Origin of the sequence: Mesorhizobium sp. M0119 (assembly GCF_040322615.1) — a bacterium.
GTDB lineage: Bacteria > Pseudomonadota > Alphaproteobacteria > Rhizobiales > Rhizobiaceae > Mesorhizobium.
Genome location: NZ_JAMYTU010000017.1, coordinates 62,839 through 84,104, shown reverse-complemented (window position 1 = coordinate 84,104; position 21,266 = coordinate 62,839). Strand labels below are relative to the sequence as shown.

Sequence of the window (21,266 nt, the reverse complement as noted above, 5' to 3'; positions counted from 1 at the left end):
CAGTTACTTTAGTATTAGGCATTTGCGATGCCGGCCGCGCACCGCCGAAGCGCAACATAGCGTCGGATCGTGCGCCGTCCAGATCGGCCTCTATTCTCGCCGAAGCAACGATTACGGCTGAACGGTCCTGATCCGATATCGCTGACCGAGAATTCCCATCGTCAACCCTCGGCTGGATGATGACATGCAACCAGGCGGCCATCGCCGATGCTTTGAAGAAGCGGACGCTCGCTGCGGCAGAGGGAGGTGGCGGCTGGGCAGCGGGTGTGGAACCGGCACCCCGAGGGTGGGTTCATCGGGCTGGGCAGGTCACCCTTGAGCACCAGCCGCCCGCGCCGCACCCGGTCGATGCTGGGTACCGGCACGGCGGAACGCAGCGCTGCGGTGTAATGATGTCTGGGCGCCGCAAAGACCTCGTCGGTCGGCCCGCTCTCCACGATCGATCCCAGATACATGACCGCCACACGGCTCGAGATCTGGCGCACGACGGAAAGGTCGTGAGCGATGAACACATAGGTCAGGTTGAACTCCTCGCGCAGGTCGGCGAGCAGATTGACGATCTGCGCCTGGATCGACACGTCGAGCGCCGAGACCGGCTCGTCGGCCACGATCAGCCGTGGCCGCAGCGCCAGCGCGCGGGCGATGCCGATACGCTGACGCTGGCCGCCGGAGAATTCGTGCGGATAGCGCGATGCGTGCTGGGGCGACAAGTCGACACGGCGCAGAAGGTCGGCCACGCGGTCCGCCATTTCCGATACCGAGAGGCGTTCATGGATGCGGAATGGATCGGCCAGGAGATCGCCGACCCGCCGGCGCGGATTGAGCGAAGCGCTGGGATCCTGAAAGACCATCTGCATCTGCCGCCGCAACGGACGAAGCTGGCGCTGGGAAGCGTCGCTGATGTCGTGGCCCTCGAATTCCAGCGACCCCGAGCTGATTTCGGTCAGACGCACCAGACACCGGCCAAGCGTGGACTTGCCACAACCGGACTCACCGACGATGCCGAGCGTTTCCCCGGGCCAGATGTCGAGCGACACCGTATCGACCGCATGCACGGTCCGGCGCTGCGCCGGAAAGATCGAGCGGCCGACGCTGTAACGTTTCGACAGATCCCCGGCGCGAAGCAGCGGGCGCGGCACGGCATTCATCGTTGCATCTCCACGCCGCCAGCCCTCTGGACAGCGAATTGTCTGCGCGTTGTCTCCGGCAACAGGCACGCGGCGCGATGGCTCTCGCCTTGCATGATCGGCAGCTGGACCAGACAGGCGTCCTGGCGAAAGGCGCAACGGGGGCCGAAGGCGCAGCCTTTCGGCAGGTTGGAGAGCGACGGCGGAATCCCCGGGATGGCGGCGAGCCGGGCTGGACGTGGTCCCTCCATCGGCGGGATCGAGCCGAACAAGCCCCATGTGTAGGGATGCAGCGGCGCCCGGAACACGCTGCTCTTGCCGCCCTCCTCGACAAAGCGTCCGCCATACATCACCAGCACCCGGTCCGCGACTTCGGCGACGACGCCAAGATCATGCGTGACCAGGATCACGGCGGAGCCGAACTGGTCGCGCAATCGTCCGATCAGTTCGAGGATCTGCGCCTGCACGGTAACATCGAGGGCTGTGGTCGGTTCATCCGCGACGAGCAGCGCCGGGTTGCAGGAGAGCGCCATGGCAATCACCGCACGCTGGCGCATGCCGCCGGAAAGCTGGTGCGGGTAGTTGTCGACGACCCGATCCGGATTTGCGATGCCGACCGCATCCAGCAATTGCACGGCCCTCGCCCGTGCCGCTTTCGCCGACACTTTTTCATGCGCGCGCACCTGCTCGGCGATCTGGTTGCCGATCGTATGCACCGGGGTGAGTGCCGACATCGGATCCTGGAAGATCATCGCGATCTGGCGGCCGCGAATGGCATCGAGCGCACGTCGGTTGAGTCCGATCAGCTCCTGTCCCATGAAACGGATGGAACCGGAGACGATAGCGTTGGGGCTGTCGATCAGCCCCATAATGGCGAGCAAGGTCTGGCTTTTGCCCGAACCGGATTCGCCAACCACACCGACGATCTCGCGCTGCTCGACGGAGAACGAAACACCTCCCACCGCGCGCACCAGGCCCTCGTCGCTGCGGAAGGAGACGGTGAGGTCCTTGACCACCAGAAGAGGAGCATCAGCCGACATCGCGAGCCCTCGGGTCGATGAAGACGAAGACCACGTCGACGACGAAGTTAGCCATCACCACGAAGAAGGCGGCGTAGATCACCGTGGCCAGGATCATCGGCAGATCGAGCGTCTGCAGCGCCTCGTAGGTCAGTTTTCCGACGCCCTGCAGTCCGAAGACCACTTCGGTCAGCAGCGCGCCGCCACCGACCAGGGCTCCAAAATCAAGGCCGAACATGGTAACAAATGCGACCAGCGAGGTCCTGAGGCCATGATGCAGCAGCACCCGGCGTTCGCCGATCCCCTTGGCCCGGGCGGTGCGGATGAAATCCTCCTGCATCATCTCGATCAGGCTTGCCCGCAGCACCCGGCCATAGAGGCCGACATAAAGGGTTGCCAGCGTGAACCACGGAATGACGAGCGCCTTGAACCAGCCCCAGGGGTTCTCGGTCAGGGGGATGTAGCCGAGCGGAGGAACCCAGGAAAACAGCCAGCTGTCGTGCCAGCGGCTTTGCGTCAGCAGGTTGGCGACCTCGCCCAGCCAGAAGACCGGGATCGACACGCCTATCAAGCTCAGGATCATCAGCGCCCGATCCACGAATGTACCGCGCGTTGCGCCTGCGATCACCCCGACGATCAATCCGCCGAGCACCCACAGCACTGCCGCGCCACCGACCAGCGACAGCGTTACGGGAATGGCGCTTATCACGGTCGGAATGACGCGCTGCCCGCGATTGACGAAGGAGGTGAGATCGCGGCTGACGAAAAGCCGGTTCATCATCAGCCCATATTGCACCGGCAATGGCCGGTCGAGACCGAAATCGTGGCGCACCTGGATCAATGTCTCTTGCGAAGCATTGCGGCCGGCAATGCGCGCCGACGGATCGGCGCCGGGCGTCGCAAAGAAGATCAGGAAAGCGACGACACTGATGCCGAACATGACCAGCACCATCTGGCCAAGCCGGAAGCCGAGCGCGGCAACCACTAGACGCCCCTCGGTGAGGATTTCGGATCGAGCGCGTCGCGCACGCCGTCGCCCAGAATGTTGAGGGCCAGCACCGTGATGACAATGGCTAGCCCCGGCGCCAGTGCCACGACCGGCCGCGAATAGAGCAGGCCCTGGCCGTCCTGGATGATCGTGCCCCAGCTGGCATCCGGCGGCTGCACGCCGATCGACAGGAACGACAGCGAGGATTCCGTCATCATGTTGAGCGCCAGAATCAACGGCACGAAAACGATGATGCGGGTCACCACATTGGGCATGATGTCGCGCAAAAGGATGCGCCAGGGCGACGCGCCCAGGCCGATCGCAGCGGTGACGAATTCGGCATGCATCAAGGTCAGGACATGGCCGCGGATCGGCCGCGCCACATAGGGCACATAGACGATACCGATGCTGAAGACCGGTAGCCACAGGCTGCCGGAGCGGATTTCGAATGGACCGATCTGGATGCTCTGCGCAATCAGCACGATCGACAACGAAATCGCCAACAGGAAAATCGGAAAGGCCCAGAGCACGTCGAGAATGCGCGACAGGCCGATGTCGACGATGCCGCCGAAGAAGCCCGAAACGACCCCCAGAAACGTCGCGAGGACAAGGCACAGCGCGGCTGCAGCACCCGAGATCAACAGCGAATCCCGTCCGCCGTAAAGCAGCCGCGCCGCGACGTCACGGCCCTGGTTGTCGGCACCGAGCATATAGGGGCCGATGCGCCAGGTCGGCCCGATCGGCGTCATGCCCAGGCCAAGGCCTTCGGTGGAGGGCTGCAGCACCGGCTGGGTCACCCCATCGACGATGATCTCGCCATTGAGATTGGTCACAAATGGATCGGTGCCGGAGACGTATCGCGCATAAAGCGGTGCCGCGAGCGAGGCGATCACGATGACGACGAGCACGGCGAAGGCAGATATTGCCGAACGATCGCCTTTCAGCTTGCGCCAAGCGGTGCGCCACGGGCCATCGGTGGCCCGGCGAACCGGGATGGCGGGCTGGTCCGCAATGACATTGACCATGAACAGGATTGCCTAGGAAAAATCGCGGCCTCGAAGATGCGCTGATCCGCCGGAAAAGGAAATGCGACGGAGAGCCAGCGGCACTCCGTCGCATTGGCTCCGGTCGGCTATTCCACCCAGGACTGGCTGACAATCCAGTAGAATTGCGGGCTGAAGGTGAAGTTCTTCAGCCTGGAAGAGATCACATCGACGCGCTTTGGCGTGAACAGGACAGCGACCGGAGCCTTGTCCGTCACGGCCTTGTCGATGGCGGTCCAGAGTGTCGCGCCCTTGGCCGGATCGGCGATGGTGGCTGCCTCTGCCTCGTCCATCGATTCGTCGATCGACTTGTCGCAGAACCCCGAAATATTGACCGAGGCGTCGGAGCCCGGCGTAAACGAGGCACAGCTGAACAAGACCTGCAGGAAATTCGACGGCGCCGGGTAATCCTGGAACCATTGCGAGATCGAAATCTGCACCTTGTTATTGGTGTTCTGGATGTAGGTGAACTGTATGTTCTGCGAGATCGGCTTGACCGACGTCTTGTAGCCAAGCTGGTTGAGCACATCCTGCAGGTAGACGCCGATCGCCTTGGAGACCGTGGTGTCCTCGGTGATGATCGTCACCTCCTGACCTGCGGTTCCCGATTCCGCGACCAATTGCTTGGCCTTGTCCATATCCGGCGCCGACCACTTCTCACCCGGATTGGCGGTGAACGGGCAATAGGCTGCGAACGACGGGAAGCCCGGCGGCAGAATCTGACAGGCCGGCTGCGCCAGATTGCTGCCGCCGAACAGCTTGACGATCGCGGCGCGGTCGATCGCGAAGTTCACGGCTTGGCGAACGCGGATGTCGTTGAACGGCGCCAGATTGGTGTTCATCGGCGCGTACCACATCGCCGTCAGCGGGTGAACCGTGACCTGCTTGGCATATTTGGTGCCGAGTTCGGCGAGACGGTCGGACGGCGGCGGATCGAACATCCAGTCCGCCTGGCCATTCTCGACCGCCGTCACCGCCGCCTCGTCGGTAAGGCCGAATTCATAGTCGATCTCGTCCGGATATCCGGCCGGCTGCGCTTCCTTGCTCCATTCCTTGAAATGAGGGTTACGCACAATCTTCATCAGCTTGTTGGGGTCGTAGCTGGCGATCATATAGGGTCCGGTGCCCGGAATCGGATCGGTGCCGGCGTCCTTGAGCGGCGCGCTCGCCGGCAGGATCGACGCGTGTGGAACGGCCAGCTTCTGCAGGAACTCGGCATCCGGCTGGACGAGTTTGAAGGTAATGGTTCCGGCCGCATCGTCAACCGACAGGCCGCCGTCGAGGGTGCATGTCGCGGGCGCCTTCAAGCACGCATCCGCACCAACGATGCCTTTGTAGAAGGTGCCGGCCGTCGGCCCGCTGATCTTGAAGATGCGCTGGAACGAAGCCACCACGTCCTTCGTGGTGACATCCGAGCCATCCGCGAATTTGATGCCCTTGCGCAGCTTGAAGACATAGGTCTTGCCGCCGTTCTCGACCTGCGGGAGGCTCTCCGCCAGGTCCGCGACGACCTCGAAGCCCGTCTTGTCCCCGGCCTTCTTGTAGGTCACCAGGCCATCGTAGAGGACATAATTGATCTGGAAATACTGCAGCGTGTAATGATGTGCGGATCGGCGGTGCCTGCCGCGGCATTGGCCAGCAGTCGGAGTGTGCCGCCTGGCTTGCCCTCGGTGGCCAAGGCCGGCGACATCATCGTCACGCCGAGCAGAGCCAGCCCGGGTATCAACGCTGTAAATGCTTTTTGGAGTCGCATATTTGTTCCCTCATGGAGGCGTGTCGGCTTTTGCCGCGCTGGACCCGGTCGATCGACCATCGCGCCGCTGAAAACAGTGCTGGGTTTGCGAACGGCGTCCGCTACTTCGCCCAATCGCAAAAGACTACGGCGAGCGAAGCCGGACGGGATAGCTATTAAGATAGATAGGGTCGGACAGGCTTATCGCCGCCTATTTGTTGAGCAGCCGGCCGACATGGCTATTTGACAAGCAATCATCAGCGGGTAAGCTTGCCGGATGCAAAGCCTTCCAGGCGATCTAGAGAGCCGGTTCCGAACTGGAATGAGCATCGACGCTGCCATGGCCGTGGCAACGGAGGTGCTGGAGCCGATCGGTTTCACTGCATTCATCTACGACTATACGCCCGTGCCGGTCAGTCACAAGGGCGAGCTTATCACGCCCTCGCTGATGGCTCTGCGCAACGTGCCGCGCGACATGCAGGATCTCTGGTGCAAGGGCGGATATTATCAACTTGACCCGGTGCAGGAGGCCGCGCTCACCGTATCGAGACCGTTTCTCTGGTCGCACAGCGGCGTTCAGAGCACCGTCATGCAGCGCGTACTCCAGTCCAAGCACGATCCTGTGGTCAGCTATTTGCTTGACACCAGGATGACCTGCGGCGTCACCGTACCCATTCGCCTTGCCGGCGGCGATCTCGCCACCTTCACCGCGATCCGTGCCGATCCGGAGGCCGGGTTCGAGCTCGAAGCCAGACCCTTCATCGCCGAGATCGGCGATCTGGGTCATCTGCTCCATGACTCCGTCTACGCCGGTTTCGACGCCGGAATCCGCACCTGCCAACATGTCCATCTGACGTCGCGCGAACGCCAGTGCCTGCGCCTGGCCGCTGCCGGACTGACGGCCAAGCAGGTCGCGCGTGAGATTGGCCGCGCGGTACCGACCGCAACGCTGCACCTCAACGCGGCGAAGCGAAAGCTTGGCGCGCGCAATCGCTTCCATGCCATCGCGCTCGCCGCCCATTACCGGCTGCTTGAACCGGAGCATTGAGGCTCTCGACCTGCGGGCGATCAGCCTCGCCTCGGGCAAACCCGTAACCGGCGAACCTATAAATAGTGCTAGCTGTAAATGCGCCGGGCCGCTTAGTACCGTCGGCCGCAAACAAGGCTTGGGAGGGGCGCACCAAAGTGGCTCCTGCCGCGCCATGATGCGGAGCTGGACTGTGACGGCACATGCGATCACCGAAGGATTTAGCGACTACAAGGGCTATCGCACCTGGTACCGTGTGACCGGGGACCTCGGGTCGGGCAAGCTGCCCCTGGTCGTCGCTCATGGTGGACCGGGCTGCACGCACGACTATGTGGACTCATTCAAGGAGCTTGCCGGAACCGGGCGAGCCGTCATCCACTACGATCAGATCGGCAATGGCAAGTCGACCCATCTGCGGGACAAGGGCGGCGACTTCTGGACCGTCGATTTCTTCGTTGGCGAACTCGATGCGCTGCTCACCCATCTCGGCATCGCCGGCCACTATGCCCTGCTCGGCCAGTCCTGGGGCGGCATACTTTCGGCCGAGCACGCCGTGCGCCGCCCTGAGGGGCTCAAAGCGTTGATCCTGGCCAATTCACTGGCCTCGATGGCGCTGTGGGTGGAAGGAGCCCGGCAATTGCGCGCCGAGTTGCCAGCCGATGTTCAAAGTGCGCTCGACCGGCATGAAGCGGCGGGAACCACCGATCACCCCGAATATGTTGCGGCGACGCAGGCTTTCTACGACCGTCATGTCTGTCGCATCGTTCCAATGCCGCCGGAGGTCGCCCGGACATTTGCAGCAATCGAGGAAGATCCGACCGTCTATCACACCATGAACGGCCCTAATGAGTTCCACGTCATCGGCACGATGCGGAACTGGACCATCGTCGACCGCCTGCATCAGATCGAGACGCCGACCCTGGTTTTTCGCGGCTTCTACGACGAAGCGACCGAGACCTGTGTCCAGCCCTTTCTCGATCGTATTCCGCACGTCGAAGGCCTGGTCTTCCCGAATTCCAGCCACATGCCGCATGTCGAGGAAAAGCACGACTGCCTCGCCGCCGTCGGTCGCTTCCTGGCCAAATACGATTGACATTCCAGCACCACGCCCTTCAGCCTGCGGTGGCCGAAGACGAATGACAGTCCACTCTCGGCAAGGTCGGCGAGCAACTCCTCGTTGCCGCCGCCGGTGCCATGACGATGCCGTCGATGCGGCGCTCCAGCACCGGGTCGATCTCGCGCGCTTCGCGTGCCGTGTTTCTCGTCGGTGTTGAACAGCAGAATATTATGGCGCTCGGCGCGCTGGTGGGCCGCGTCCTCCACTCCGCATACGAACTCGGCGAAAAAGGGGGTGGTGACGTCCGAAATCGGCGCGGCGATGGTGCCGGTCTGGGCGGCGCGCAGGCTGCGCGCTGTGCCATCCGGCCGATATCTCAGCGCGCTGAGCTGTCTTGAGCTTCTTTTGGTCCCGACGCTCAGGGCGCGCGAACCGTTGACGACAGGCGAGACCAGCGCGGTCGACGCCGAGTGCGAAGGAATTCGGTGCCTGCAGGTATGGAACGTGTCCCCCCAAATTTCGCCAAGCACGTTGCAACCGAAACCATTAGCGGCCGTTAAAGTTCGGGTGGTTTAGCGGGAGGCTTTCATGCAGACGTATCTCGTCGAGCGTATGGACGGCGACGATGTGATCTCGGTGCGCGTCGTCAACGCGCCGAGTCCGTTCAGAGCTGCGGCCATGGTGACCGATGGACATATTACCTTCCGAAAATGGGAAAAGGACTGGATCCGTGTGACTGACGAAAATCGGGGACAGATCTATGCATATTGTTTCGTCCCCGGCAGCTATTCCGACACCGAAGCGTCGCCGGTATCGCCCGGGACAAACACAGAATAGGCAATATGCTGAATAATGCCTGAATAGCGGCAAATTCCGTCTTCGATCCCACCTTGGTCTTCGATCCCGCCTTGGCATGTGTGCAACAGGTGTTGCCAACTTGGTACAAACGCCAATGCTCGCTGCGTCATGCGCACCACAGCACCCAGCGAGCCCGGAATGATTGGCTCGGCCGGCGGCTTGCGAAACAGGCGAAGTGACTAACCAAGCGTCCTTGAGGGAAGATCAGGGCATCATCAGAATGATCGATGAAAAGATTGGGGCGGGGGGCGATAAGTGACCCTAATCTTAGCGTGGGCAACTCATGTCTTCGGCATATTTGGGATCAGAAATCGCGGATCAGGATCTAGCGGTGGATTGTCAGACAGCGACCTCCAATAGTTGGTCAAGTGTCTCACAATACGCACTGGATCAGGGTGGTCCCGCACTGCGCCCATTTCAAAGATTGGGCGCCGATTTTACCAACATTGCCGCCTTCGAGCACCTGAGAAGTATCGTCCGCCAGTACCCCGACAAGCTTGCAATCAGCGACGGCGCCAATCGTCTGACCTATTCCCAGCTTCTTCGGTCAGTTGAGACGCTGTCCTACCAGATCGCGGCGGCCGTCCCAGACGGACAGGCGATAGGTATTCTTCAGGCCAACTCGGCCTGGTATCCCATCGCCATGCTGGCAAGCATGACGGCTGGACGGCCTTCGGTGCCACTGAACGCGCGAGATCCTAGCTCGCGGATTCTTGAAATCGTGGCCGGGGCGCGGCTCTCAGCTGTCCTGGGCGAGGGCAACGGCCGACCCGACGGTCTGCCTCACCGGGTCAGTTGGATCGATGTGTCCGCCAGCGCGGCCTCGCAGGCTGGGCAAGTGCCTCAGTCTTATTCCGTATCTGTCGATGCGCCCGCCATCGTGCTTTATACGTCAGGAAGCACGGGCCGGCCCAAAGGCATCGTTAACAGCCAGCGCAGCTTGCTGTGCCGGGTCCAGCAATATGTCGATGCATGCCACATCAACTCGGATGATGTTTTCCTGCCATTGACGGGACCCGCCACAATCGCGGGGTGCCGGGAAATTCTTGCAGCCCTTCTCACTGGCGCCACCTTGCATCTGGTCGAAGTCGAAGCGATCGGCTTGCGCGCCGTTCAACGCCTGGTGCGTTCCGAAGGCGTGACAATCACCTATCTGGTGCCGGCGCTGCTTCGCGCGCTCATGGCAGACGGACCTGCTGAAGCGTTCCATTCACTTAGAGTCGCCCGGATCGGTGGCGAGAAGGTGCCCTGGACCGACATCGCCCTGCTGCGCAAGGCCGTCTCCGATACGTGCCTCATCCAGATCGGTTACTCGTCAACCGAGACCACCGGCGCGCAATGGTTCCTGCCGCGAGACTGGCCGGAGCATGGAGATTCGGTTCCAGTTGGCTGGCTGCTGCCTGGAATCACCTTCGCAATTGTCGACGAAACGGGCCGCCGCGTTCAACCGGGCCGCAGAGGAGAGCTTCTGATCAGGAGCCCGTATGTCTTGCTTGGCCATTGGGAGGACGGGGCGGTTGTCCCGGCAACATCAGACCCGGACGATCCAGGCCTTCGGATTTTCGCGACAGGTGACCTCGTTCGACTTGATAATCAAGGCCTACTGCACATCGTCGGTCGCAAGGGGCGCCAGGTAAAGATCAATGGTCGACGCGTCGAGCCAGCCGAACTCGAACGGGTGCTGCGTTGCGCACCCTCTGTTGCGGATGCTGTGGCAATCGTGGCTGCGGCGAATGAGCTTGTCGCCTTTGTTGTTCCTCGGGGCTCGGCCGAAGCGACCTTTTCGGACGAGCTTCGCCAGCTTGTAAGGACCAATCTGCCGCCGCCGCTGCGTCCCTTGCGGTTGCACACGATCGCCGAGATTCCGCGTCTGCCGAGCGGCAAAGCCGACATCACGACACTTGCAGAGATGGATCTTTCAGCCAGAGAGACAGCAGCGACCGCGCGTCCGCTCGAGCCGCGAGGCAAGCTGACGGCGCAGCAGGTCGTCCAGCGGGCATGGACCAGCATTCTCAATACGCGCGTGGCGGCAGGGCGCTGGGATGACGCCGGAGGAGATTCGCTGAAGCTGCTGCACTGCGTCATGGAAATCGAAAGCGCCATCGGGCAGGAACTCGGTCTTGAGGCCTTCACCGTCGGGATGAGTCTGGACGAAATGGTCAAGGCGGTCGTATCTGCCCAGACAGGCGATCAAAGCGCGCGCGCCGAGAAGCACAACCCTCCCATTCTTTTTCTGTTCCCGGGATCCGTCGGCTATGGCCCGAGCCTTGCTGCCTTTGCAGCAGCGATGGGCAAGGTCACCCGCGTTGCCCCGATCAGGTATCCGGCTCTGGCTCTGATACTGCGCGGACAAAACAGCCTCGCCGACATGGCCGATGCCGCCGTCGAGCAGATCCGCCGCGCTCAACCGTCGGGCCATGTACGACTTCTCGGCCATTCGCTCGGTGGCGCTGTTGCTTTCGAAGTTGCGGCGCGGCTGCTGGCCGCGGGGCGAACCGTAAAGTTCGTCGGCATCCTCGACACCAGCCTCGTCGGCGAGCGAAGCGCCTACTTGGAGACGTTTACGCGCACATTCAATCGAATCCGGACCAACCGCGTATCCGCTTACCGGATGGCTTGCCGCGCCCTCGCGAAAGTCGCCGTGAAAATGCGGCGAGAGGCGCAACTGGTCCAGCTTCTCGATCGCTACGCTCAGGGACAGTTCAATGCGACGAGCTTTAGAACCAAACTGGAACTGCAGGAGGTTTTGCGGGCGCGGGCCTTCTTCCAATGGCTGACGGAGCCGAAGCCGGCGCTGCCGATCACCGGCACCCTGTTTCGCTGTGCTCGACCCGGAATGACTCTGGCCATCGGCTGGGATCGCGTTTTCGCCCATCTGGATGTGATTCCGATCGTCGGCACCCACATCGATCTGGTCATAGAGCCTCACCTCGCCACCAACCGTCCCCTTATCGAGAAAGCGGTGGCGCAGACCTATTCGCCAACCGAGTCTCGCAAACTGGAGTACAAGCCATCGACCTGATCTCAACATTCGGCAAGGACGCGCTGGTGCTCGACGCTGGCGCGGAAGTCGATCGCATCGTCCAGATCTTGCGCCAGCAGGTCTTTGGCACGCTGCGACGTCGAGGGGTGGTTGTCGGCCTCTCAGGCGGCATCGACAGCTCAGTCGTTGCGGCGTTGTGTGTTCGCGCCTTTGGGAAAGACAAGGTCCTCGGGATATTCATGCCGGAGCGCCATTCCTCCGGCGACTCGCTAAGGCTCGGCCGCACTGTTGCCGCACAACTTGGTATCGATACGATCCTGGAGGAGATAACGCCGGCCCTTGAAGCGATCGGCGCCTATAGACGGCAGACCGAAGCAATCCAGACTGTCGTTCCAGAATATGGGGACGGCTGGAAATGCAAGCTGGTGCTCGCCTCGGTTCTCGAGAGCAACGGTCTCAACATCACGCGCCTCACGGTTCAGGACCCTGAAGGCAAGACCGACACGGTGCGTCTGCCGTCGGCCGCCTACCTGCAGATCGTCGCTGCAACCAATTACAAGCAGCGCCTGCGCAAGATGACCGAATACTACCATGCCGACCGCCTCAACTACGCGGTAGCGGGCACGCCGAACCGCCTGGAGTACGACCAGGGCTTCTTCGTCAAGCAGGGCGACGGAATTGCCGACCTGATGCCAATCGTTCACCTCTACAAGACCCAGGTCTACCAGTTGGCCGAATATCTTGGGGTGGAGGAAGAGGTCCGGCGCAGACCGCCCACCACGGACACCTTCTCGCTGGCGCAGAGTCAGGAGGAGTTCTACTTCGCGCTTCCATATTATCTGATGGATCTGTGCCTCTACGGCTTGAACCACGGGATCGCCAACGAAGACGTCGCTGAGGCCACCGGCCTGACCGTGGTGCAGGTTCAGAAGGTTTTCAAGGATATCGACAGCAAGCGGCGCGCCGCCCGTTATCTTCACGCGCGGCCGCTGGTGTCCTCTTCAATGGGCGAGGGCTAGTTCAATGGGCGAGGGCTAGGCGATGTGCGGCATCGCCGGAATTGTGTCGCTGAGCACCGCCGCGGCGCCCCCTTCCCGGGATGCGCTGATGCGCATGGTGGGCGCGCTGGCGCATCGCGGCCCGGACGAGCGCGGCCTTTACCGGGACAGACGTGCGGGATTGGCGCATGCCCGCCTGTCCGTCATCGATCTCGCGAGCGGCCAGCAGCCACTCGCCGGCGCGGGCGACACAATGTGGATCGTCTTCAACGGCGAAATCTTCAATTACGTCGAGCTGCGACAAGACCTGGTCGCGCTCGGCTATCGCTTCCGCACACGCAGCGACACCGAGGTCATCGTCCATGCCTATCATGCCTGGGGCGAGGCCGCCTTCGAACGAATGAATGGGCAGTGGGCAGTCGCCATCTGGGACTCCGTGGCGGGTCGTCTCGTCTTGTCGCGGGATCGGTTCGGAATCTGCCCGCTGCACTTTTGCGAGCATGGCGGACAGCTTTACTTCGCCAGCGAGGTGAAGGCCATTTTCGCGGCCGATGCGGACATACCCCGCGCCTTCGATCCAGCCGGCATCGATCAGACTTTTACACTTTGGACTGTCGCGCCGCCACAAGGCGTGTTTGGAGGAGTAAGCGAACTCACGCCGGGGCATGTCCGCATTTATGACAGCGGCGTCGTTCGCGAGCGGGCTTTTTGGAAGCCTGGCTATCCAGAGGTTGGCGCACCCGGCGATGATGAATTCAGCGGCTCGCTTGATGACGCGGTGGAGGAAGTGCGCAGCGCCCTGGAGGCCGCGACGGCGCTCAGGATAGTACGCGCCGACGTGCCGGTCGGCTGCTATTTGTCCGGCGGGCTCGACAGCTCACTGATCGCCACGCTGGGGAGACGCTTCGCGGGCGAGCGCTTCCAGACCTTCTCGCTGCGTTTTGCCGACGCCGAGTATGATGAGACGCATTTCCAGCGCCTGGTTGCCGGCGTGGCCGGCAGTGACCACCATGAGGTGGTTGTTTCGCGCAGCGATATCGCTGGCATCTTCCCTGAGGTAATCTACCACACCGAGCGGCCAATCCTTAGGACCGCGCCGGCGCCACTGTTCCTGCTCTCGAGACTGGTGCGCCAGCATGGCATCAAGGTCGTGCTGACCGGCGAAGGGGCCGACGAAATGTTCGCGGGCTACGATTTGTTCCGCGAGGGCAAGGTCCGCCGCTTCTGGGGACGCCAGCCCGCCTCGACGCGACGCTCCCGGCTGCTGGAGCGCCTCTATCCCTATCTCAGCCGCTCGCCGGTGCAGCAGCAGGCGATGGCACGCCAGTTCTTCGGGCGCGACATCCACGCCTGTGACGCGCCTGGTTTTGCGCATGGCACGCGCTGGCGTACCACAAGCGCTATCAAGCGGCTGTTTTCGGCAGACATGCGCGCCCAAACGGAGCGCCGCAACGCCGTGTCCGAGCTGCTTGCCCGCCTGCCATCGGAGTTTTCGCGATGGGGCTCTCTTGCGCAGGACCAGTATATCGAGATCCAGACGCTGATGTCGGGATACCTGCTTTCCTCACAAGGGGACAGGATGCTGATGGCTCATTCCGTCGAGGGGCGCTTCCCGTTCCTCGATCATGAACTCGTGAGGCTCGCGAATTCGCTTCCGGCCGCCTACAAGCTGCGCGTGCTCGATGAGAAGCATGTGCTGAAGCGCGTGGCGCAACCGATCGTGCCGTCGGAAATCGTCACCCGCAAGAAGCAGCCTTACCGGGCCCCCAACGCGCTTTGCTTCGTCGCAGAGGGCGCACCGGCCTACATTCGCGAAGCACTTTCGGAGTCCGCGCTGCGCGAAGCGAACGTTTTCGATCCTAAGTCGGTTACCCGGCTCCTGAGCAAGTGCCAGGCCAGCGCCGGCGGCGGCGACCTGTCCAACTCCGACAATATGGCGCTGGTCGGGGTGCTGTCGACGCAGCTTCTCCATCAGCAATTTATCGCGAGCCGGCCAAGTGGGGCTCGCACGCTCAAGCTCAGCATCGACATCGACCGCGTGCATCGCGAAGAGGTGCTCGCGTGATGCATGGCGCCGTACCGCTCCTGCACGACTATCTCACCCACTCTGCCAGCCGGCTCGGCGGCAAGGTGGCCCTGGTGTGCGGCAACCAACGTGTCACCTATGGCGATCTCGATATGCGCTCGAACGCCATAGCGCATAATTTGACCGAGGCTGGAATCACACGTGGCGATCGGGTGGTGATCTTCGCGGACAACACTGTCGAGGCTGTCGTCGCGTTCTGGGCGGTGCTCAAGGCCAACGCCGTGGTGTGCATCGTCAATCCGCTCACCAAAAGCGACAAGCTTGATTATCTGCTCAACGATTGCCGCCCGACGGCACTGATCACCGACAAACACCTGCACTCGATTTTCAGGGAGCCGGCGCGGAATTGCCCATCGTTGCGCCGCATGATCGTCTCCGGACCGATCGAACGCAACGACCTGCAAGAACTGCCGCATGCTGTGCGCTGGGATACTGCGGTCGCGGCAGCCCGCAGCACGCCGCCCGCGCACCGCTGCATCGATATCGATCTCGCTGCGATCATTTATACGTCCGGCTCGACGGGCGAACCCAAGGGCGTGATGCTGACGCACCGAAACATGATTGCCGCGTGCGCCTCGATTTCCTCATACCTGGCGCTTGCCGAGGACGAGGTGATCCTCAACGTCCTGCCCCTCGCCTTCGACTACGGTCTTTACCAGATGATCATGGCATTCGGCGCCGGCGCCCGCCTCGTGCTTGAGCGTTCGTTCGCCTTCCCGGCGCAGATCCTTGGGCTGATCAAGCAAGAGAGGGTGACGGGTTTTCCCGGCGTACCGACCATCTTTGCCGCACTCGGGGAGCTCAAGTCTCTCAGGGATCAGGATTTTTCGAGCATTCGCTACGTCACCAACACTGCGGCCGCCCTGCCGCTCAAGCACATTCTCCTGCTTCAGGAGCTGTTTTCTGGCGCCCGTATCTATTCGATGTACGGCCTTACCGAATGCAAGCGCTGCACTTACCTGCCGCCGGACGATCTGGAGCGAAAGCCGTTGAGCGTCGGGATCGCCATCCCCAATACAGAAATGTGGATTGTCGACGAGCATGACAGGCGGGTCGGCCCCGGCGTCGTTGGTCAGCTCGTCATCCGCGGAGCGACGGTGATGAAGGGCTATTGGGGCAAGCCGGAGGCGACAGCCAAGAAGCTCAAGCCCGGCCCGCTGCCGGGTGAGCAGGTCCTGTACACGGGCGACTACTGCCGGATGGACGCCGAGGGCTACCTCTACTTTGTCGGTCGCGGCGACGAGATCATAAAATCGCGCGGAGAGAAGATAGCGCCGAAGGAGGTGGAAAACGTGCTGATGAACATTGCGGGCGTACGGGAAGCCGCGGTCATCGGTGTTCCGGACGAGCTGCTCGGGCAAGCAGTGAAGGCGTTTGTCGTGATGGAGCAGGGAAGCATGATCGGTGAAAAGCAGTTGCAGAAAGAGTGCCAGAGACGGCTGGAAAACTTCATGGTTCCGAAGTCCATCGTCATCGTACCCAGTCTGCCGATGACCGACACGGGCAAACTCAAAAAAACGGCCCTGTCATGAGTCGGTACCAGGGCGAAGTTGATCAGCATTCATCTTTTGTACCGGAGGCGAAATCAATGTTATCTACCAAGGATAGAACCGATACCTGCAGCGAACAAATTCGCGCTTTCCTGGCCTCGAATTTCTATATAGCCGATCCGGAGAGCCTGGAGAGCGACACCTCGCTTCTCGACCAGGGCATCGTGGACTCGACGGGGGTGCTCGAGGTTATCGGCTTCATCGAGGAGACCTTCGGCATCACGGTCGAAGACAGCGAGTTGCTGCCCGAGAACCTCGATTCCATCCAGGGAATTGCGCAATACGTCATGCGCAAGAGAAACTGATTCCCGAAAACCTTGCAGCTCTGTTTCAAGTCCCCGGCCGTTAAGCCGCGACAGCGTGTCTGAAGCCTGCCGCGACTGCAGTGCTTATGCCTGCGCTTTTGTGTGTCCCACAACCACCCTGCCCTCGCCCGCTGGATTGGTAACTGCCCGGATACTCTCATAAGCCTTGGAACGCTCGAGCAAACTCATGACCTGTCGGTCCTGGCCAAGCCCGACCTCGAAAAGCAGGATGCCTCCGCGCCGCAAATATCGCGGCGCCTCCTTGAGCACCCGCATATGGATGCTCAGGCCGTAGGGGCCGGCTGCGAACGCTTCACGCGGCTCGAGTTCGACCAGATGCGAACGGTCGCCCTCGAGCCGTTTTTCGGAAATGTAGGGCGGGTTGCAAACGATCACGTCGATCGTGCCGTCAAGCTCCAGGCCGGAGAAGGCGCTGAATAAGTCGCCCTGAAGCACCGTTACCCGCTCCTCCATATCAAGATGGATGACGTTGCGGCGCGCGACCTCCACGCATCCGTCGGTAAGATCGCTTGCCCACACGCGCGCGGTGGGAGCGTGGTGTGCGATGGCGCACGCCAGATTACCCGCCCCACAGCACATGTCGATAACGCGAGGTACCGGTAAGTTCAGTTGGCTCAGAGCATCGAGAGCGGCCTTGCCGAGCAGTTCCGTTTCCGGCCGAGGAACAAGCGCACCGGGCGAGACCAGCAATTGCAATCCCATGAAGGTGCTGCGGCCCCTGCCATAGGCATCGGCGACATTGATCTCTTCGCTCACGACACTCGCCTTCCCGTATTAGCCGGCGTTGGTGGCCGACAATGGCGTACCGATGAAGTGTATCTCAAAATCGTTTAACTCTCGATCGACAAAATCAAAACCCATCCCTCCCCAGACGCTTTGAAGCCTTGATGCTACGAAGATGACCATAAGCTTCTGCGCGGTGTCATGATTAGGAATATCTCCTTACTCGACCCAGTTATCCCCAGGCTGGCGAGCCAGTTGCCGAATTCTCAGCCTGGCGTCACGATTTTGCTACATTTTAATCAAAGAAGGCACGTATGTAAGCAATTCGTAATGTTCCAGCAGCGGGGCGGAGCTGCTGCTTCCCGGAAGGTTAAAGTTTGTCCCTCATCGAAAGAACCGACGAGATTGCGCGGCAATTTCGCGTCAACGAGCGCACATCATGAAGTCAACCAAAGGGCGCTCGCTCGATCTACGCTCCGCAATGTTCGGCTGTGTGCACGGCCTCGTTGGCGTAGGCGTTTTCTCCGGATTGATAAATATCCTCGCCTTGACCGGCTCCGTCTACATGCTCCAGGTCTACGACCGCGTGCTGCCTTCGCAGAGCGTGCCGACTCTTATCGGATTTACAGTCGGGATGCTGGGACTTTACGCGGCCTATGGGCTCCTCGATTTCGTGAGGCTTCGCCTGTTAGTCCGCATCGGCAGCCGCCTGCATAAAAATCTTCAGCAAAAGGCGTTCGCAGCCTCGCTTTCCCTGCCCCTCGTCGCCGGGCCGGATGCGAACCGGGTACACCCGCTTCGTGATCTGGACCAGCTACGTGGCTTTCTTTCCGGACTGGGGCCGACCGTCTTATTCGATGCTCCCTGGATACCATTTTATATGGTGGTCATCTATCTGCTGCACCCGGCGCTTGGTGTGCTGGCAACGCTCGGCGCATGCGCCGTTGTGTTTTTGACGGTGGTTGCCGAGATCATCGGCCGCAAACCCGCGGCTCGTGCATCTGAAACACTCGTAGCACAGCGGCTTCTGGCCGATTCCGGCCGCCGCAACGCAGAGGTTGTTCAGGCGATGGGCCTGTCCGCTCCGCTTAGCCGGCGCTGGAACGAGGTCAGTCATCTTTATCTGAAGAACCAGGAACGGCTTTCCGACGTCGTCGGCGCAGCGAGCTCACTGTCGAAGACGCTTCGAATGGCCTTGCAATCATGTGTGCTGGGGCTTGGTGCCTACCTTGTGATCGGGGGCGAGGCCTCGCCGGGCGTGATCATCGCATCGTCCATTTTGCTGGGCCGCTCACTGGCGCCGGTCGATGTGGCCATCGCAAACTGGAGGGGGTTTCTGGCAACCCGCAAAAGCTATTCCGAGCTGGCGGCAGCACTGGACGCCTTTGCTAGCCAGCAAGAGACAATGGAACTGCCGCGCCCAAAGGCGGAGCTTGCGGTCGAAGAATTGACCGTCGCACCACCAAGTCTGCAGAAGCCAACCATCTTCAATGTAAGCTTCCGCTTGGCGAGAGGCGCAGGGTTGGCGGTCGTCGGCCCGAGCGGCTCCGGCAAGACCACGCTCGTGCGCGCTTTGGTCGGGGCATGGAAGCCGCTTCGTGGCACGGTAAGATTGGACGGCGCCTCGCTCGATCAGTGGAACTCAGAACTGCTCGGCATTCATATTGGCTACCTGCCGCAGGACGTTGAGCTGTTCGACGGGACGATCGCCGACAATATTTCGAGGTTCGGCGGCAAAAGCGACGCAAAAGGCGTGCTGGCAGCTGCCAAGGCTGCGGGCGTGGACAAGATGATCATGCGTCTTCCGCAGGGTTTTCAAACACGCATCGGAGAAGGCGGCGCGGCCCTTTCGGCTGGGCAGAGGCAGCTCGTCGGGCTTGCCAGGGCACTTTACGGCGATCCATTCCTCGTCGTTCTTGACGAACCAAATTCCAATCTGGATGCAGACGGCGATGCTGCTTTGGCCGGCGCAATCCTGGCAGTGCGTCAGCGCGGCGGTATCGTGATCGTCGTTGCGCATCGCCCCTCCGCTCTCGTCAACATCGATCAGGTACTCGTCCTGTCGAACGGGATGCTCCATTCGTTCGGCTCGCGCGAAGACGTTCTGGCAAATGTGGTCCGGCCCTTCCCGCGTCCGGACAAGCCAAACATTGTCGTTCCGCTGCAGCACGGTGCAAGCGGGCATGCGTGAGGTATTGCTTAGTGTCTAACGTGACCATGTCGTCATATGCTGCGGTTGGCGGCGAAGGCCAGCCGATCGGGGCGCGGCCGGAGCCGGATGGCATTCGGGCCAATCTATCCTGGGGTAATCTGGTCCGGAGCCTGGCAGCGAATTGTCGTTCCGCCGCACAGAGGTGCAGCCGGGCATATGTGAAGTATCGCTCTACCGTTATCGTGTCGTCATACGTCGCCGCCGGTGGCGAGAGCCGTTCGTTGGAGACGAAGCCGGATCCGGATGGCATCCGGGCCAATCTGCTCTTGGGCCTGGCAACCAGCTTGCTGTTGATCTTTGGCGGAGGGCTCTGGTTGGGATTGACCAAGATTGCCGGCGCGGTGATTGCGCCTGCGACTGTGGTGGTCGAAAGCAACATAAAAAAAGTCCAGCATCAAACCGGCGGCACCATCGGCGGTATCTTCGCGCAGGACGGCGATCATGTGAAGGCCGGCGACGTGTTGGTCAGGCTGGACAACACATTGACCCGAGCAAACCTGCAGATAATCACCGAGGATCTCAATCGCGCCACCATTCGTCTGGCCCGACTGGAGGCCGAGCGCCAGGGTCTGCCGGAAATGCAGATCCCGCCCGACCTTCGGGCTCAGATGGGTGACCCGCAAGTGGCGGCACTTGTCAGTGGCGAGCGTGCCTTGTTTGAAAGTCGTGCTGCGGCGCTGGCTGGCCAGAAGGCACAATTGCAAAGCCGCGCGAAGCAGCTGGAACGTCAGATCGATGGCCTCAAATCGCAGCAGTCTGCGACGGACGAGTCTCTGGATCTGCTGACCAAGAACCTTACAGATGTCGAATCTCTCTACGCAAAGAAGTTGGTGTCCAAGGAGAGGTTGAGCAATGTCAGCCTGGAGAAGACCCGGACTCGCGGCGAATCGGGACGCCTTGTCGCAGCGATAGCTGAGGTACAAGCTCACATCAGTGAAACGGACCTGCAGGTGCTTCAACTCGACGAACAAATGCGGAGCGACGTGACCAACGAACTTCGCGAAACGGAAGCCAAGCAGACCGAACTCAGTGAGCGCAAGGTGGTGGCCGAAGACGAACTCGGCAGGACAGACATTCGTTCCCCGCAATCGGGCACGGTACAAGAATCCTCGGTCCACACCGTCGGCGGCGTGATTGGCGCTGGAGAGGTGCTCATGATGATTGTGCCCGATTCCGACAACCTTGTCGTCGACGCTTCGATTCCGCCGTCGCGTATCGATGAGATTCATCCCGGACAGCAGGTGTCGATCCGTTTTCCGGCGTTCGACGCCGGCACCACACCTGCTTGCGAAGGCTCGGTCAACCGCGTCTCAGCAGATTTGATCAAGGATCAGCAACGCCAGCTTTCCTATTTTTCGGCGCGCATCGACGTCGACAATGAAGCGACCTGCCTGACAGGAGAGAAAATACTCAAACCCGGTATGCCCGCCGAAGTCCACATAAGAACCGACGAGCGCAGTGTCTGGTCCTACTTGATGAAGCCCCTTACCGACCAGTTTTCCAGAGCCTTCAGGCAGTAAAGCGGTTGCCAAACTCA

At 61.3% G+C, this 21,266-nt stretch carries 18 protein-coding genes; 11 read left to right on the top strand and 7 right to left on the bottom strand.

All coding sequences use genetic code 11. The features are described 5' to 3' along the window. Positions 1-161: 161 nt before the first annotated feature. The 6 genes from NKJ40_RS17655 to NKJ40_RS17630 all read right to left on the bottom strand — a co-directional run bounded on the left by NKJ40_RS17655 (position 162) and on the right by NKJ40_RS17630 (position 5,930). Positions 162-1,148, bottom strand: coding sequence for an ABC transporter ATP-binding protein (locus NKJ40_RS17655; protein WP_352517213.1), 987 nt, complete (start codon positions 1,146-1,148; stop codon positions 162-164). Beyond that, positions 1,145-2,167, bottom strand: coding sequence for an ABC transporter ATP-binding protein (locus NKJ40_RS17650; RefSeq protein WP_352467113.1), 1,023 nt, complete (start codon positions 2,165-2,167; stop codon positions 1,145-1,147). Before NKJ40_RS17650 ends, NKJ40_RS17655 begins: the two co-directional genes overlap by 4 nt. Continuing rightward, a complete protein-coding gene (locus NKJ40_RS17645) occupies positions 2,157-3,131 on the bottom strand; it encodes an ABC transporter permease (RefSeq protein ID WP_352467112.1) in 975 nt (324 codons plus the stop codon). Before NKJ40_RS17645 ends, NKJ40_RS17650 begins: the two co-directional genes overlap by 11 nt. After that, positions 3,131-4,159 carry an ABC transporter permease gene (locus NKJ40_RS17640; protein ID WP_352467111.1) on the bottom strand — a complete coding sequence of 343 codons (1,029 nt, stop codon included), beginning with the start codon at positions 4,157-4,159 and terminating at the stop codon, positions 3,131-3,133. Before NKJ40_RS17640 ends, NKJ40_RS17645 begins: the two co-directional genes overlap by 1 nt. A gap of 107 nt (positions 4,160-4,266) precedes the next feature. Next, positions 4,267-5,727 (bottom strand): ABC transporter substrate-binding protein, encoded by a 1,461-nt coding sequence (locus tag NKJ40_RS17635; protein ID WP_352467110.1) that lies wholly within the window; start codon positions 5,725-5,727, stop codon positions 4,267-4,269. Further along, positions 5,724-5,930, bottom strand: coding sequence for a hypothetical protein (locus tag NKJ40_RS17630; RefSeq protein ID WP_352467109.1), 207 nt, complete (start codon positions 5,928-5,930; stop codon positions 5,724-5,726). The genes NKJ40_RS17635 and NKJ40_RS17630 overlap by 4 nt, the downstream gene beginning before the upstream one ends. A 301-nt stretch (positions 5,931-6,231) precedes the next feature. Here NKJ40_RS17630 and NKJ40_RS17625 point away from each other — a divergent pair, with 301 nt between their 5' ends. From NKJ40_RS17625 to NKJ40_RS17585, 9 genes are all read left to right on the top strand, one after another. Next, positions 6,232-6,957, top strand: coding sequence for a LuxR family transcriptional regulator (locus NKJ40_RS17625; protein ID WP_352467108.1), 726 nt, complete (start codon positions 6,232-6,234; stop codon positions 6,955-6,957). 157 nt (positions 6,958-7,114) lie between these two features. Then, positions 7,115-8,029: a proline iminopeptidase-family hydrolase gene (locus tag NKJ40_RS17620; RefSeq protein WP_352517227.1), complete on the top strand. Its 915-nt coding sequence runs from the start codon at positions 7,115-7,117 to the stop codon at positions 8,027-8,029. Positions 8,030-8,130: 101 nt separating this feature from the next. Beyond that, positions 8,131-8,391, top strand: a complete 261-nt coding sequence (locus tag NKJ40_RS17615) for a hypothetical protein (RefSeq protein WP_352467106.1) — start codon at positions 8,131-8,133, stop codon at positions 8,389-8,391. 190 nt (positions 8,392-8,581) lie between these two features. Then, positions 8,582-8,830: a hypothetical protein gene (locus NKJ40_RS17610; RefSeq protein ID WP_352467105.1), complete on the top strand. Its 249-nt coding sequence runs from the start codon at positions 8,582-8,584 to the stop codon at positions 8,828-8,830. 304 nt (positions 8,831-9,134) lie between these two features. Then, the gene (locus NKJ40_RS17605) at positions 9,135-11,873 is read left to right on the top strand and encodes an AMP-binding protein (protein ID WP_502903727.1); all 2,739 of its coding nucleotides are present in this window, start codon (positions 9,135-9,137) and stop codon (positions 11,871-11,873) included. Beyond that, a complete protein-coding gene (gene nadE, locus NKJ40_RS17600) occupies positions 11,870-12,853 on the top strand; it encodes an NAD(+) synthase (RefSeq protein WP_352467148.1) in 984 nt (327 codons plus the stop codon). The genes NKJ40_RS17605 and nadE overlap by 4 nt, the downstream gene beginning before the upstream one ends. 22 nt (positions 12,854-12,875) lie before the next feature. Continuing rightward, positions 12,876-14,897: an asparagine synthase (glutamine-hydrolyzing) gene (gene asnB, locus NKJ40_RS17595; protein WP_352467103.1), complete on the top strand. Its 2,022-nt coding sequence runs from the start codon at positions 12,876-12,878 to the stop codon at positions 14,895-14,897. Beyond that, complete coding sequence (locus tag NKJ40_RS17590; protein ID WP_352467147.1) at positions 14,897-16,450, top strand: class I adenylate-forming enzyme family protein; 1,554 nt, start codon at positions 14,897-14,899, stop codon at positions 16,448-16,450. Before asnB ends, NKJ40_RS17590 begins: the two co-directional genes overlap by 1 nt. Before the next feature lie 56 nt (positions 16,451-16,506). Beyond that, positions 16,507-16,773, top strand: a complete 267-nt coding sequence (locus NKJ40_RS17585) for an acyl carrier protein (RefSeq protein WP_292653750.1) — start codon at positions 16,507-16,509, stop codon at positions 16,771-16,773. 84 nt (positions 16,774-16,857) lie between these two features. On the opposite strand, the gene NKJ40_RS17580 is transcribed toward NKJ40_RS17585, so the two are convergent. Then, positions 16,858-17,550 (bottom strand): N5-glutamine methyltransferase family protein, encoded by a 693-nt coding sequence (locus NKJ40_RS17580; RefSeq protein WP_352467102.1) that lies wholly within the window; start codon positions 17,548-17,550, stop codon positions 16,858-16,860. 406 nt (positions 17,551-17,956) lie between these two features. Here NKJ40_RS17580 and NKJ40_RS17575 point away from each other — a divergent pair, with 406 nt between their 5' ends. Both NKJ40_RS17575 and NKJ40_RS17570 read left to right on the top strand, forming a co-directional pair. Next, complete coding sequence (locus NKJ40_RS17575; RefSeq protein WP_352467101.1) at positions 17,957-19,708, top strand: type I secretion system permease/ATPase; 1,752 nt, start codon at positions 17,957-17,959, stop codon at positions 19,706-19,708. 11 nt (positions 19,709-19,719) lie between these two features. Then, on the top strand, positions 19,720-21,249 hold the full coding sequence (locus tag NKJ40_RS17570; protein ID WP_352467100.1) for an HlyD family type I secretion periplasmic adaptor subunit: 1,530 nt from the start codon (positions 19,720-19,722) through the stop codon (positions 21,247-21,249). Positions 21,250-21,266: the final 17 nt, after the last annotated feature.

Excerpts from the sequence above, each read along its gene's own strand:
- NKJ40_RS17630 (WP_352467109.1), bottom strand. The coding sequence starts at position 5,930 with ATGCGACTCCAAAAAGCATTTACAGCGTTGATACCCGGGCTGGCTCTG.
- NKJ40_RS17605 (WP_502903727.1), top strand. The coding sequence starts at position 9,135 with ATGTCTTCGGCATATTTGGGATCAGAAATCGCGGATCAGGATCTAGCG.
- NKJ40_RS17650 (WP_352467113.1), bottom strand. The coding sequence starts at position 2,167 with ATGTCGGCTGATGCTCCTCTTCTGGTGGTCAAGGACCTCACCGTCTCC.
- NKJ40_RS17625 (WP_352467108.1), top strand. The coding sequence starts at position 6,232 with ATGAGCATCGACGCTGCCATGGCCGTGGCAACGGAGGTGCTGGAGCCG.
- NKJ40_RS17575 (WP_352467101.1), top strand. The coding sequence starts at position 17,957 with ATGAAGTCAACCAAAGGGCGCTCGCTCGATCTACGCTCCGCAATGTTC.
- NKJ40_RS17640 (WP_352467111.1), bottom strand. The coding sequence starts at position 4,159 with ATGGTCAATGTCATTGCGGACCAGCCCGCCATCCCGGTTCGCCGGGCC.
- NKJ40_RS17615 (WP_352467106.1), top strand. The coding sequence starts at position 8,131 with ATGACGATGCCGTCGATGCGGCGCTCCAGCACCGGGTCGATCTCGCGC.
- NKJ40_RS17610 (WP_352467105.1), top strand. The coding sequence starts at position 8,582 with ATGCAGACGTATCTCGTCGAGCGTATGGACGGCGACGATGTGATCTCG.
- NKJ40_RS17590 (WP_352467147.1), top strand. The coding sequence starts at position 14,897 with ATGCATGGCGCCGTACCGCTCCTGCACGACTATCTCACCCACTCTGCC.
- asnB (WP_352467103.1), top strand. The coding sequence starts at position 12,876 with ATGTGCGGCATCGCCGGAATTGTGTCGCTGAGCACCGCCGCGGCGCCC.
- NKJ40_RS17655 (WP_352517213.1), bottom strand. The coding sequence starts at position 1,148 with ATGAATGCCGTGCCGCGCCCGCTGCTTCGCGCCGGGGATCTGTCGAAA.
- NKJ40_RS17620 (WP_352517227.1), top strand. The coding sequence starts at position 7,115 with ATGCGGAGCTGGACTGTGACGGCACATGCGATCACCGAAGGATTTAGC.
- NKJ40_RS17585 (WP_292653750.1), top strand. The coding sequence starts at position 16,507 with ATGTTATCTACCAAGGATAGAACCGATACCTGCAGCGAACAAATTCGC.